This is a genomic window from Olivibacter sp. CPCC 100613 (assembly GCF_036959255.1).
In the GTDB taxonomy this organism is placed as follows: domain Bacteria; phylum Bacteroidota; class Bacteroidia; order Sphingobacteriales; family Sphingobacteriaceae; genus Olivibacter.
Window position 1 is genome coordinate 424,811 of record NZ_JAWMTI010000005.1, and the last position, 15,005, is coordinate 439,815.

General features: G+C 42.4%; 9 protein-coding genes. 3 read left to right on the forward strand and 6 right to left on the reverse strand.

Going from position 1 to position 15,005, the window contains the following annotated elements; all coding sequences use genetic code 11:
• Positions 1-53 precede the first annotated feature (53 nt).
• The 3 genes from RYH73_RS17950 to RYH73_RS17960 all read right to left on the reverse strand — a co-directional run bounded on the left by RYH73_RS17950 (position 54) and on the right by RYH73_RS17960 (position 4,735).
• Positions 54-1,814, reverse strand: a complete 1,761-nt coding sequence (locus tag RYH73_RS17950; RefSeq protein WP_442946115.1) for a cytochrome c oxidase subunit I — start codon at positions 1,812-1,814, stop codon at positions 54-56.
• Positions 1,815-2,141: 327 nt separating this feature from the next.
• Complete coding sequence (locus tag RYH73_RS17955) at positions 2,142-2,570, reverse strand: lipocalin family protein (protein ID WP_335314838.1); 429 nt, start codon at positions 2,568-2,570, stop codon at positions 2,142-2,144.
• Between the two features lie 323 nt (positions 2,571-2,893).
• Complete coding sequence (locus tag RYH73_RS17960) at positions 2,894-4,735, reverse strand: carbon starvation CstA family protein (protein ID WP_335314839.1); 1,842 nt, start codon at positions 4,733-4,735, stop codon at positions 2,894-2,896.
• A gap of 479 nt (positions 4,736-5,214) precedes the next feature.
• On the opposite strand from RYH73_RS17960, the gene RYH73_RS17965 reads away from it, so the two are divergent.
• From RYH73_RS17965 to RYH73_RS17975, 3 genes are all read left to right on the forward strand, one after another.
• Positions 5,215-8,220, forward strand: coding sequence for a SusC/RagA family TonB-linked outer membrane protein (locus RYH73_RS17965; protein ID WP_335314840.1), 3,006 nt, complete (start codon positions 5,215-5,217; stop codon positions 8,218-8,220).
• An 18-nt stretch (positions 8,221-8,238) separates the two neighbouring features.
• A complete protein-coding gene (locus RYH73_RS17970; protein ID WP_335314841.1) occupies positions 8,239-9,921 on the forward strand; it encodes a RagB/SusD family nutrient uptake outer membrane protein in 1,683 nt (560 codons plus the stop codon).
• Positions 9,922-10,256: 335 nt separating this feature from the next.
• Entirely contained in the window at positions 10,257-10,514 is a 258-nt protein-coding gene (locus RYH73_RS17975; RefSeq protein ID WP_335314842.1) for a hypothetical protein, read from the forward strand.
• Positions 10,515-10,537: 23 nt separating this feature from the next.
• On the opposite strand, the gene RYH73_RS17980 is transcribed toward RYH73_RS17975, so the two are convergent.
• The 3 genes from RYH73_RS17980 to RYH73_RS17990 form a co-directional block, all read right to left on the reverse strand.
• Positions 10,538-11,737, reverse strand: a complete 1,200-nt coding sequence (locus RYH73_RS17980) for a family 43 glycosylhydrolase (protein WP_335314843.1) — start codon at positions 11,735-11,737, stop codon at positions 10,538-10,540.
• 32 nt (positions 11,738-11,769) lie between these two features.
• Positions 11,770-12,978 (reverse strand): exo-beta-N-acetylmuramidase NamZ family protein, encoded by a 1,209-nt coding sequence (locus tag RYH73_RS17985; RefSeq protein ID WP_335314844.1) that lies wholly within the window; start codon positions 12,976-12,978, stop codon positions 11,770-11,772.
• 758 nt (positions 12,979-13,736) lie between these two features.
• Complete coding sequence (locus RYH73_RS17990; RefSeq protein ID WP_335314845.1) at positions 13,737-14,993, reverse strand: PepSY-associated TM helix domain-containing protein; 1,257 nt, start codon at positions 14,991-14,993, stop codon at positions 13,737-13,739.
• Positions 14,994-15,005: the final 12 nt, after the last annotated feature.

The following is a 15,005-nucleotide window of genomic DNA, read 5'->3' on the forward strand; positions in this document are numbered from 1 at the left end:
AAAATTGCTTTTTGATGAGATATATTGATTCCGCCAGCTCATTTCTGCATAATTTAAATGCCCCGTTCTTTTAAGTGTTCCTTTGATATTTTCTCTTTTGTTATATCTCCACCGAAATCGAAAGGCCGATTTGAATTCATTGTTTCAGATAAAGGAGTTGTTTGTGGGATAAAATCATCGCCATGCCCGGGCTTGCTGTAATCGTAAGGCCATCGATACACCGTAGGAAGCTCTCCTGCCCAATTTCCGTGAATATGTTCCACTTGCGTGGTCCATTCCAACGTATTCGATTTCCAAGGATTCCGATTTGATCTTTTACCATAAAATACCGAATAGAAAAAATTAAAAAGAAAGGTGCATTGAGCTAGTCCCCCTATCACCGCAGCCCAAGAAACAAAACGATTAACATGAAGCCATTCATCCATAAATGTAAATTCAGTAAAAACATAATATCGACGAGGAACGCCATCAATCCCCATAAAGTGCATGGGGAAAAAGACCAAATAAGCACTGATAAAGGTGAGCCAAAAGTGAAGATAGCCTAATTCTGCATTCATGAGTCTTCCAAAGAACTTGGGGAACCAATGGTATACGCCTGCCAGCATGCCAAAAATCGCAGCACACCCCATCACCAAATGAAAGTGTGCAACCACAAAATACGTATCATGCAAGCTGATATCTAACGAGGCATTGCCAAGAAATATACCCGTAAGTCCCCCGGAGATCAAAAATGAAACAAAGCCAATGGCAAATAGCAACGCTGGAGTAAAATGAAGATTACCACGCCACAATGTGGCTAAGTAGTTAAATGTCTTAACGGCCGAGGGGACGGCAATGATCAATGTAGTGATCATAAAAACGCCGCCCAAAAAAGGGTTCATACCCGATACAAACATATGGTGCCCCCAAACAAGAAATGATAATACCACAATTCCTATTAAGGAATATACCATTGCATGGTATCCGAATATCGGTTTACGTGCGTGTGTGGAAATAACTTCTGACACAATACCGAAGGCAGGTAATATGGCAATATAGACTTCAGGATGACCCAAGAACCAAAACAAGTGTTCCCATAAAATGGTGCTACCACCTTGGTTAGGTAATATGTTTCCTTGAAGTATAATGTCAGATAGATAAAAACTGGTACCAAAACTACGATCAAATAGAAGGAGAACCAGTCCGGCAACTAGTACCGGAAATGATAATAAGCCCAATACCGCCGTTAATAAAAGTCCCCAGATCGGGAGTGGCATCCTCCACATATCCATGCCTTTCGTACGCATATTGAGAACCGTACTGATATAATTTATTGATCCCATTAAAGAAGAGGCAACAAACAGAAAAATGCTGATCAGCCACAAGGTCATCCCTATACCCGAGCCAGGTATAGCCCTTGGTAAAGCAGATAATGGTGGATAAACGGTCCATCCTGCACTAGCTGGACCTGTTTGCACAAAAAAAGAACTCAGTAGCACCAAGCATGAGGTAAAAAAGAACCAGTAAGATAGCATGTTTAAAAAGGGGGATGCCATATCACGCGCGCCAATCTGTAGGGGAATAAGTAGATTGCTGAAAGTACCACTTAGGCCCGCCGTAAGTACAAAAAACACCATAATTGTTCCATGTATAGTGATAAGCGCCAAATAAAAGTCGGGACGTATGCGCCCACCCTCTGCCCAATGACCTAAAAAGGCTTCCAGTATCGGGAATGACTTTTCAGGCCACCCAAGCTGTAAACGAAACAGTATCGACAGAAACAGCGAAAAAAAAGCCATGACAATGGCCGTTATCAAGAATTGCTTAGCAATCATTTTATGGTCTGTACTAAAAATAAAAGTGCTAAGAAAAGAAGGCTTATGCTTATTCGAATAGTCACTTACAGACAACCGTTTTGTATATTCAAGATTAGACATCTCCTTTGTCTTTATAAAAGAACTTCAATGAAGCTTGGTAGAACAATGCAAGCAAGTTAGCTTATAAGGAACTGTCTAAAAAAGATTTTCAATGAAAATATTAACTGATATTCATTTAATATACTGATACTATTGTCTTCCATTTTCGCCTGATATAACCTGTTCCAAGGCGGTAAATTATATGGAGAACTATAAGAGCGAATTTACGAGGATGTGTGTTCGAAGTTATTTTCTAAACAATAATGCTACTTGTTGTCCACTGGCCACGATTGTCATTTGTAGTGTTTCATTATTATCATTCATTACAATATTGGCTTGCTGCCGCTCGTCGCCATCTATTAAATAATAAGTACCGCTTTCATTGATCCAGTTGGACTGGAGAGTCTCTGTCTGGCAATCGTTCGAATTTTCGTTTGGAACGGACAAGGTCAGGTTCATGGTATTTTGATCAATGGTCAAACGCGAGTCGCGAAAGCATGCTCTTTCGGTTACATCAACGGCTTGTTTGCCATCGTAAATGGCCCGCAAGTTCCACGTTCCGATAGCAGGATCACTTACTTCCAATTGTTCGTCATCTTCTTTTGAACAAGAAAAATTGATTGCCAGAAATACGGTTGCCAAAAGGATTTTCAGAAAAGATGGGGTTGTTTTCATATCAATTGTTAATTATGGCGTTTAGCGCAATGAGCGAGCAAGTCCTACTCCCTTCATAAACAGCACTAAATTAACAAGATTAAACAGCCTTGTAAATCGCTGAAAACCCTTGTTTTAACTCATGGATTTCAGGGATATTTTTGGTTAAAAGGTTGAATTAGCCAATTTGTTAATTAGCCAATGAGCTAATTTATGAGAGAGTTGAGTAGTGACGAATGATAAGTGAAGAATTATGCGTAAGCTTTTGAATTACGAAAAACCAATAACTCGCAACCGGCAACGAACAACTAATAACTAACAACCAATAACGAATACCCAACAACTCATCGTTCCACTAATTCCTTCACTTCCTCTCCATAATAGTCAATCTGTCGATTATTTAGCTGTAATAATTGATACCATTTTCGAAAAGCGCCGATAAATACTATTAACATCAAGAACATCGCTAGTGTTGCTAATACCGCCAATAAGTATTCCTTTTCAGGAAGATAAATATCAACAATTTGCAGATAGCCCGCCCAAAAAGTAATAAAAGCCATAAAAACACCTGGTATCGCGGCGCAGAGTGCGTGCTTTCCACGGTTTAATCGAATCAACATCGTCGTACACACAATCAAACCACAAGCTGCCAAGAGCTGGTTGCTGATGCCAAATAAAGGCCAAATACTGCTTACATTCCCCGTATAAACCAGATAACCCCAAGCAAAGGTAAAAAGCAAGCTGCTAACAACGATGCCCGGTATCCAGTTCTTATCATTGAACTTGGGCCACACGGCACCCAACATTTCCTGCAAGAAGAATCGGCCCACACGGGTACCTGCATCAATGGCCGTCAGGATAAAAACCGCCTCGAACATAATTGCAAAATTATACCAGTAAGCCATCAGTGTATCCATACCTGGAATTTTATTAAAGATATGCGCCATTCCTACAGCAAGCGAAACAGCACCTCCTGTTCTTCCATGCAGATCTACGCCAATCTTTTCTGAAAAGTACGCAATATCCACCCCGTGGAGCGAAGGATATGCTGCCAGAAAAGCACCGTATCCCTCTTTCGGTGTATTGATAGCAAAATAATCACCTGGCATCAAGGTACAGGCAGCAATCAATGCCATAAGTGCTACAAAACCTTCCACCAACATCGCGCCATATCCCACGAAAAGGATTTCGCGCTCATGAGCAATCATTTTCGGAGTTGTACCGGTGGCAATCACAGCATGAAAGCCCGAGATAGCGCCACATGCGATCACAATGAAAATAAAGGGAAGTACAGGCCCTCCGATGATAGGTCCACCACCGTGAATAAAAGAGGTCAACGCGGGCATCTGTAGAGTGGGGTGAATAAAAATCACACCGATCGCGAGCATCACAATGGTACCTATTTTAAGATAAGTCGAAAGATAATCCCGCGGAACTAAAAGCAGCCATACCGGTAATACAGAGGCTATAAAACCATAAGCCGGTATGGCAATGGAAATAGTTCCTATATCCCAACTAAACAGTTTATTAATGGCCTCATATTGCATTAAACCATGCCCTCCAATAATACCGGCAATCAACAATACACCACCTAGAATACTCGCAAACAGCACGCTATTCGATTTATACCGCATAATTAGTCCCATGATGACCGCAATGGGCATCGTAATCAGTACCGTAAAGAGCGACCATGAGGCTTCGTGCATCGCATTAATACAGGCCAAAGAAAGCCCCGCCAGTGTTAAAATAAGAATGAATAAGATCGCAAAACCGGCAACCGTTCCCGTGATTTTTCCAATTTCCTTGGAAGCAATTGTTGCTAAGCTTTGTCCTTTATGGCGTACCGATGCAAAAAGTACGACCATATCATGTACGCCACCTCCTAATACGCAACCGATAAGGATCCAGAGAGTCCCTGGTAAATAGCCAAATTGGGCTGCCAAAACCGGCCCTACCAATGGTCCGGCTGCAGCAATCGCTGCAAAGTGATGTCCAAATAGAACGTTTTTATTCGTAGCCACATAATCTTTACCATCCGCAAATTCAATCGCAGGTGTAACATGTTGATTATTCAGCCTTAAGGTTCTGTTCGCCAAATAAATACCGTAAAAACGATAGGCAATAGCAAAAATTAGAATGGAGGTAAAAACAAGGGTGAGCGCATTAATACCATTTAGCGATTCCATCGACTTTCCTATTTGGGTTTATAATAAATATGTGATACGCAAACATAAATAAAATGCATGAGATTACCTACTTAGGAACAGCGACCAACATGCCAGTTAATGGTGAAAACGTCATAGTACCTTGGTCTAGCTCGATACCGATGATGAAGCGCTAAGTTCAAACTACAGCTTCGAGTTCATCCATTCCGACATTAAATTTCTATTAAAAAGAACAGTCTCTTCAACAAAAAAAAATAATTTGGTAATATTGCGAAACAATTGTTTTTTCAAATTAGAAACAAAAAGAAACTAATCGAAGCAAAAACGATTTTAAGCTAGCTAACCAAGCTTCAAAGAAAGAATGAAACATCAACAAACTGCCTCATTTATGGCCGATCTCACCCGTAATTTTCAGCATTTACCGTTAAAAAAAAGAGAGGATAACGATTCCATGCCCTTTAGTTAAATATTATTATAAACACAAAACAAATCTTAAATTTATGACAAAACACAGTAAATGGATTGCGCTATGCAGCATTCCCATCCTCGGCTGCGCCATGTCCTCCAAGAGCCTCTACGCAGCTACTTACCCCGCAACGACGATCAACTACGAAAGCGTGCGCCAACAAAGTACCGTCCGTGGGAAAGTCAGCAATGCAGATGGAACGATGCCGTTAATTGGCGCCAGCATCAAAATCAAGGGGATGCAAGGAGGTACATCCACCAATCAGAAGGGTCAATTTGAACTTGCCGTACCACAATCGCAGATAACCCTTATCATTTCATCGCTTGGTTACATTACCAAAGAAATTACGGTCACCGATCAGCAAAGCATCAACATCCAATTGCAAGAAGATGCTAACAATTTGGAAGAAGTGGTGGTGGTTGGTTATGGCTCATTAGACAAACGCGAACTTACCAGTGCGGTCTCCAATCTAAAACAACGCGATCTGGTAGCAGGCACCGTATCACCCCTGCTAGCGATCCAAGGGAAGGTGCCGGGGCTGAACATTTCTTCCAATAATGGATCCGATCCAAATGCCAATGTATCCATTCAATTACGAGGCGTGAACTCCGTGAAAGCGTCACAAGGTCCGCTCGTCGTTATAGACGGTGTTCCCGGAGGTGATATCAACTCCGTCGCGAAGGAAGACATTGAGTCCATTAACGTGCTTCGCGATGCATCAGCCGCCGCCATCTATGGTACACGAGCCTCGGGAGGGGTGATTCTCATCACCACGAAAAAACCACAGGTGGGGAAAGCAACCGTTAATTTTACTTCCGAGTATTTTATTGAGAGCGTCCGAAAACGGCCAGATGTTCTTTCCGCAGAAGAGTATCTAGCACACGGCTTGGGCGAAGATAACGGCGCACGCACCGACTGGTACGATGTCATCACGAACAAAAAACCCTTCAGTCATCGCCAAGTAATAAATGTGAGCGGAGGTTCAGAGAACGCGAACGTGTATACTACCTTTTTCAAACGCGACGCAAAAGGTATTTCCATTGGCTCACAACGAGGCGAAATCGGAGGACGGGTAAACACCAACTTCAAATTTTTTGACGGTCGTGCCGAATTAAGCACCACCACGAGCTATAACCAGGTAGATGCCGACTATCCTGGAAATAGTGCTCCCGAAGATGATTACCGCAATGATAATAATAGTTTGTATAACATAGCGATTGGCCTAGATCCTACGATCTCACCGTACGATCCATCAGACCCTTCCGGTTATAATGTATTAACAGGAGGTTATAATACCTGGAATCCGTTGGCAGAGGTCATGTTACGTAAAAAGCAAAACCAATACCGTTATCTACTGGCGAATGCAACCTTGAAGGTCAACATTACCCAAGATCTCTACACCACGGCGATGGTTGGTATCAAAAGCAATACGGAACATCCCAGTTTCTTTCGTTCTGCTCAACATCGGGTGTCGCGTGAGCAAAATGTGGACGGTTATGCCAAACAAGAATACAAGCGCTGGCAAGACCGCATAATCGAGTGGACACTCAACTATAGCAAGCGCTTTGAAAATCATCAGATTAGCGCTGTCGCAGGTTACAGTTATCAAGACTTCAATGGACAAGGCTTCCGAGCGGAAAATTCCAATTTTCCAGTTGATGGGTTAGCGGAACATGATATGGGCTCGGGTACCTGGCTGGCGGATGGCCGTGCAGGATTAGGCTCTTGGAAAAATCCTTGGGTTAAATTAGCCGCTTTCTTTGGCCGTGTCAACTATTCCTTCAAAGATCGCTATATCATTACTGCCAACCTCCGGCATGAAGGTTCTTCCAAATTTGCACCGGGAAATCGTTGGGGTACCTTCCCAGGGGGATCGGCGGGTTGGCGACTTAGTGAAGAGCCTTTTTTGCGTAATCTTTCTTTCATTGACGATATCAAAATTCGGGGAGGTTATGGCGAAACGGGTAATGAGGGCTTCGGTGCGGAAGTATCCACCCGTATGTACTCAGCCGATACTTGGTGGCCTTTCGCAGGTGCTTGGAATCGCACCTTCGGTGTCAAACATAATCAAAACCCAAATATCCGTTGGGAGATTAAAAAGGAATACAATGTAGGAATGGACTTCACCATCCTGAACAACAAACTCAGCGGTCGGTTTGATTATTACAAACGCGTTATCGACAATTTGATTTATGAGATCAGTGTCTCGCAACCACCGGCCATCCACGATAAAACCACAATGAACGTAGGTAGCATGGAAAACCAAGGCTTCGAGTTCGAATTAAACTACAATGTAGTCAACAAAAACGATTGGACTTATACAACTTCTATTGTTGCTTCTCATAACAAGAGCAATTTACGTACGCTCTGGGGCAGTCAAACCTTTATGGACGATAAAGACTTCCCTGCTCCCGGATCGCCTGGTACCGCGGTACGACTCTATCCCGGCGAAGCAATTGGTCAGTTCTATATCTGGCAATTTGCCGGCTTTACCGATGATGGCCAATGGCTATTATATAATAAAAATAATGAAGTTATTCCGGCAAGTGACAAGAAGCTCGAAGATAAACGATTCATCGGAAATGGTATTCCAAAGTTGCAACTTTCATGGAATCACGCCATATCCTACAAAAACTGGGATGCCAGCATTTATCTGCGTAGCTGGTTGGGTTATGATGTATTTAATATGACGAAAATGTATTACGGCATTGCAAATGTAACGGGTAGAAACGTGCTAAAAGCTGCTTATGATGAACTTGCTAATGTAAAAGGTGAAAAACAATTAAGTGATTATTGGCTTGAAAACGGGAATTTCCTCAAGGTGGACGCAATTAGTTTAGGTTATACCTTCAATAAAAATTGGATCGGACCTTTCAAAAATATACGTGTATACGCAACAGGAAGAGATCTCTTTGTTTTTACCAAATATAGCGGACTTGATCCCGAAGTCAACATCAACGGTCTCACCCCGGGATTTGAAAACCTCGATGTGTATCCACGTACACGTACTTTCATGTTCGGTTTACAGGCAAGTTTTTAACCTTTAATCATAACAATTATGAACAAGCTTCTTACATATACCCTATTATCCTTGCTGCTATTGCTAGGCAGTTGCACCAAGCTCGATCAAGAATTCTACAGCCAGGTTACTCCTGAAACCTTTTTCAAAAGTGAAAAAGACATTCTCGCTGCGCTCAACAGGCCATTTACCCATGCCCGCTGGTACATGGGCGAAGATCGATGGCAATTGCAGGAACAAACGGCAGATAATTTTGCTATTACTACCAAGGGTCCGCATTGGTATAATGGTGGTACCAATGAACGCTTTCATTATCACACCTGGACACCCGATGAAGGCTGGATCTGGGGCACTTGGCGTGGCACGCTAATGGGGATTGCTTTAGCTTTGGATGCACGCAGTGATTTAGAAAAATTAGATTATACCAAATTTGCATTAACACCCGAAGATCAGACAGCCCATGTGAACCAGCTCAATACGCTGATTGCCTATTTTTATCTACGTGGGCTGGATTATTTCGGAGGGATGCCTATCTTCAATAATCTAGAAGGTGAAAACTTACCCCGCAATACCGATCAGGAAGTATTCAACCACGTCGAACAATTATTAAAGACCGCCATCTCAGCCCTACCAAAAAAAGAAGCGGGACAGAAAGAGGCGGGCGAACTGAAACAGGGTGCAGCAGCCACTATGCTGGCACAACTCTATTTCAATGCAGAAGCATATATTGGCAAACCCATGTATACCGAATGCCAACAATTGGCCCAGGCTATTATTGATGGTCAATATGGGTCATACCAGCTGGATCCTTCTTGGTACGGACCTCATGGTTTTAAGAACGACGCATCACCCGAAATTATCTGGTCAATCCCTTCTGAATTTAATAAATTGCAATACGATTGGTTTTATAGCAATTTTTATCACTACAACAGTCGCCAATACTTTGATCAAGATATGGGGGCTGACAATGGTGCACACCTCAGTCCCTCCCGTCGTCCGGATTCCAGTTTGTACAAAAATGAATGGAAGCTGGGCTCTCCTTTCGAAAAATTCGATATCGGCGATCTTCGTAAGAAACCTTATCGTTATTTAGGAAGTGGCAATTACGAAGGAATGTTCTTAATTGGTGCACAGACAACACCCAATGGCGGTACCATCGTTGGCACACAAGAGTATAAAGACAAAGCGCTCATACTTCGCGATCAAGTAGGTCGCTTTAGTGAGCTAGGCCCGGGTAAAAAGTACAGTTCCGTATCTCAACTGCCTTCTAAAATGTCAGAAGGAGAAGAAAACACCGGTATCCGCTTGGTAAAAGTGCCTATTCCAACTTTAGCGGAAAATACATTACGTTGGGGAGCTGATAATCCCGTTATCCGATTGACGGAGGTGTATTATATGCTGGCAGAATGCAAATGGCGAAACGGCGATCTAAGCGGCGCTGCCGAGCTGATAAATACGGTACGTAAACGTAATTTCGAAAACGGTACAGACCCCAATCCCTTACGCGCAGACAACCTCGATAAGTTTCGCTTTTTGGACGAATGGAGCATTGAGTTTTTAGGCGAAGGCCGCAGGCGCACCGATTTAATTCGGTGGAATATGTTCACGACCGAGAACTGGTGGGACCACCAAGCTTCGCAATCGGATCATCTGAAGCGATTCCCTGTACCGACACAAGCGATTTCAGGAAACAATAGTTTAACACAAAACCCAGGGTATTAACTGCTGAACCCCCTTAAAGAGACCATTGTACTTTCTTTACCGGGATTTCAAATGGATAAAAAAGAATGGATGGATGAAAAATGTAAAAAAAACAATTATTCATTCAAACGTTACTCTTTATAAAGTGTTCACTTTTAAGTACATAATCCCATCAATTTAGTTGTTAAAAGCGCCGGTTTTCACCGGCGCTTTTTCTGTTTAACACACAAAAACCGCTTATATCTTTCGATGCAAAAGATCCTTCTTTTTATCAAACATAAAAAATGTTAAAAAAAGAAGGCATCCCATGGCTTGGTATGGCTTTTGTAATTAGGTAATTATCAATACCAACCCTTATGTGTTTAACGTTAGAATCATTAGGTTTCCTATTGGAAACCAATGTGCAGACAGATTGTACAGGAACTTTTAGATATATTGCATTAAAGGATCATTATATCATTTCGGAGAATCCAATCACCAAAGAATTGGAAGTTAATAATCTACAGGCCTACGAGTGGGAGTCCTTATCGATGAAACATCTAAAAGGCATTTTTCATGGAGAACCAATAGCAATAGTACAAAACGAGCAACAGGCCTACGAAAAATCGGCATAAGGAGCCAACGGAAAATTTTATTATCATTTTACCTTATTTGTTGAATAAAAATCGGCAGCTGCTTTACGATCCGGTCTAAGTTGATCATGCTCCCACATCACGGGTACAACTGCAGGACGACAGGTTTGTTCAAATTTTTTCCCCATCACACCACGAGGATTGAAAAAAATAGTTGACCACCAGCTTCCGTCCTTCCCGCGAAATAAATTATTATGCCCTCCTTCTAAAATAGCTGGATAACGCGAGCCATAGGGGCCGTAAATATCATCCGATTCTGCAACAACCACGTCATAGCTGTACAATTTCTCTTCCGGCTTACCCGTTCTTAGATAGGTATATTGATCGTCGATCAGGGAGACTGACCACACGGTTTGTAACAGTTGGTATTTACCCCGATGTTTGGCAACCCAAACCCCTTCTATATAAGGCTCTTCCGGATAAGGCGTTTCTCTAAGTCGTTTAAAGGGCTCCGCAAGTTCACTTAGATCATCCTTCATACGAGCAATATAATGATTATGCCCGATAAGATAAACCTGGCCATCGTCATCTTCAAAGGCACTTAAGTCAATATTATTGAATATAGCCTGTGTTTCGTTTCCTTTAATGTTTTGATACGGACCTGTTGGCTTTCCTGAAATGCTTTCCAATACAAAGGAACCCTGATCACCATTTAAACAAGCAATGAGCAACCATTTCTTCTTACTTTTAATATAATGCAGTTCAGGTGCCCATACAGCTCGATACATTGAATCCAGTGGATCACCATTTAATGATTTCGACCCTTTTTTGACGGGTTTCCCGGCTTTTTGCCATGCCGCAGCGTCCTCGTCGAAAGACCATATTCGTCCCATGGATTCCCAATGTTTAAGATCAGGGGATCGCCACAAATACAGGCCATCATTATAATCCCAGCAATGCACCGCTCCCGGGAAGTTTCTTCCGGGGCTAGCGGTTGTACCGGTTAAGTAATAATAGTTATCCGGCCCTAGCATTACATAAGTGTCTCGCATCCATATATCCAATAACGGCTTCACGGTAGACGGAACGGTCCGTAATGAATCGCCTATAGGTGCGCTTGGATCACTAAAAGAATGCTTGTTAAGCGCATGGTTTTGTGCGCGGCAGGCACCGTAACTCAAAAATAAAAGGAAAAACATATAGCTGATTAGCTTCACAAACAAACTAACACTTGGTGTACAAATAGTATTCTCTAATTTCATCATTTAAAATATACTTGCGATCACAATAAGCGCGATTATTTATACAACAGGTATTGCTTACGCATTTTTTTGTATTGACTAAGTTTCGGTTCCCAGGAAGCCCGTATTTCTTCTTCTGTTTTCCCCGCAGCTACCTGTTGCTGAAACAGATCATTTCCAATAAGGTTCGCAATCTTACCCATGGCTTCGCTGTAGGAAGAATCAAAAAACTGTCGCTTATTAGGATAGGCCTTATAAAGCTCCATCATCCATTTAAGATTGATTTTACCGGAGGCATGCAAGCTTTTGAGATCGTAATTTCTTAAATCAACACCATAGCATAGTTCATCTTGATGTAAAGGTAGTTCTGACATCCCGGGGATGCTAACGGGCTTGAAGGTAAAATCGTATTTTCCTTTCAATGCAGGTGCACCAAGAACGGCAAATGGCATGTAGGTACCTCTACCCTGACTGATGATTGTGCCTTCAAAAGGGCAAATGGAGGGATAAAGAATAATGGAAGCTTGCGAATTAAGATTCGGGGAAGGGCTTACGGGAAGTTCATAGTACATACTGTGATCGTAGTTTTTCAGGGGAATGATTTTCAATTCGCAGGTCAAACCCTTTCCAAGCCACCCTTGTCCGTTGATCATACGGCCAAATTCGCCCATCGTCATCCCGTGAGTGATGGGAATGGGAAATTTTCCGATGCCTGATTGAAAACGCATATCCAATACGGGTCCGTCCACATATGCATTTGGATTCGGCCGATCCAAAATAATGAGTGTCTTATTATGTTCCGCACAGCTTTCCATCACATCCGCCAGTGTATTGATATAGGTATAAAATCTACATCCCACATCCTGAATATCGAAGATCATGATGTCAATTGAATCCATGAGAGCTGCCCTAGGTTTTCGATTTTTTCCATACAGCGAGATAATGGGAATGCCTGTTTTTTTATCGATCTCATCCCCTACTTCCGCTCCATTACTGGCATTCGCACGAAAACCATGTTCCGGACCAAAAACAAAACGGATATTTACGCCTAAAGTGTGAAGGCTGTCAATACTCAATGTATTTCCAATAATAGATGTTTGATTGATCACCATTCCTACCCGCTTGCCTTTCAATAACGGCAAGTAAGTATCCAATTGGTCAGCCCCGGTAACAATTCCTTCCTCTCCCGAATTATTCATTGCTGCAACAGCTTGTGATGAAACAATGGTATAAAAGCATAGCAAAACAAATACTTTCAGCGACATACATTCAAAATTTAAATTTATAGACACCTTCTTGGCTTACAGCATAACTTTAGCAGTTTATACAAGGTTAGCGAATAATTTTATTAAACTCAAAAAATGCACCGTTGTGCAGCGATTTCGTTTTTAACATACAGATGAAGATGTTTGAAGATGTTGATATTAAAAGAACCTTCTTCTTAATCAACTTTTTTCATCATTAGTTAGTTTCAAAGGCATTCAAGCTTTCCCTACGGGAAGGTTCTTGATAAAAGTTGAGAAAACCGAAGAACGTAGTGATGAGTTCATGAACACCTTTAAAAATAAACAAGCGTGAATAAATCAAGGCTTTGTAAGCTACCTTGCACCTGATGGCAAAGCATCATTTACGCGCATTGGAGCCGCTTCACTTTCTCAATCCGCTGAGGTACTGCACTATGAGCATATGTGCAAATACTTTGCTGCTCGTTGCGTCGGTATCCTCCAAGGCCGTTTTTTCCCACACAGCCCATAGTCAGCCAGAGCTAATACGCCTGGTTAAAAGTAAAAGCCCTCCGTTCTAACAAAAATGCCGCCTCCAAAATTTACAGCTAGCACTGGGAGGCACTACCGTTCCTGTAAATTTTGAAGCGGCGAGCTTTCTTTGTTTCTTTTCTTTCGCGGAGAAAGAAAGAAGTTGGCGGTGTCGCTGCCATTAAGCGACAAATTAATCCTTCCTTTTTTTTAACTGAGCCCCCTGTAGATTGCCATATTGTTAGCAAGCCCAACCGGCGAAAAAGAATTTATAAATCAACCGGCACTTTAAGTGGCTTAACCGGAGCATTTTCCTTCCGAACGACCTTGCGCGGCTTTTTATTCCGTTTTCCCCACCATACCAAAAAGCCGGTGATGGGTAAACTGGCACCAATCAGCGAGGCTAAAAAAGCCAGCACTTTGCCCGGTAATCCAAGGATAGAGCCTACATGAATCTCATAGTTCATTTTCCGTAATTTCTCCCCGAAATTCGCTTGCTCATAAGTCAGCGAAAAAGGATCCTTACGTGAAATTGCCTCTAGGGTGTATTGATCAAATAAGTAGCTTTTGCTGTTATAAAATTGCCCGGCCGATGGATACACAATCAAATAGATGGTGGAAGCAGGGTTAGCCCGATCCGGATAATTATAATAGAAACCTTCAGACTTCGGATTCTCCGCCAAGACCTTATTCCATAATCTATCCATGGCGATTTTTGGATCTTCTGCCCGCACCATTTGCGTGCTATCGGACTGCATTCTACGGGCATTTTCCAAATTTTGTCCGCCAGTCGTAACCCAGTAAAGACCTTTGCTATACCATTCGATACCATAAACCATACCGGTTAAGGCAATGGCAAGCAAAAACAGTAACGAATAGAAACCCAGCACATTGTGAAGATCCAAGTTTACCCGCTTGAAAGAAGCACCCCATTTAATCTTAAAGCTCTTATCACGTGTCGACTTGTTCCATTTTTTTGGATACCACCACACCACGCCCGTGATCAACAGGATCACAAAGATCAGGGTCGCATAATTGACAATCGGTCGACCGATTTCGTAAGGAAGCCATAAGGCACGGTGGCCATCGAGCATGAAGCGGAAAAAGTCGCGATTACCTTGTCCCTCATTGCGCTTCTCACTGATAATTTTGCCCGTATAAGGATTAATTTTTAACAAGATATTCTCCCCGCCACGCCGTCGAGTCTGACCCGCTTTGCGCAAGGTGAGGTTAACAGCCTTGCCTTGATGATAATTGGCATAAGAGGGTAACCATCCCGGATACGCCGCCTGACCTATAGTAAGCAATTCGCCTGGTGTAAGAACAGGCTTTTGCTGATAAGCTACGCGAGATTCAGGTTCCAGCAAATCCGTAATTTCTTCCTGAAAGACCCATAAACAACCGGTGATACACACGATGAACACAATAATGCCCGATATCAATCCCAACCAAAGGTGCAACCAGTTATTAATCCTCCTGAACGAGGAATCCTTTACCTTCTTCTTGTTTTGTTTTGCAGTGTTCATCGTGTGTTAACA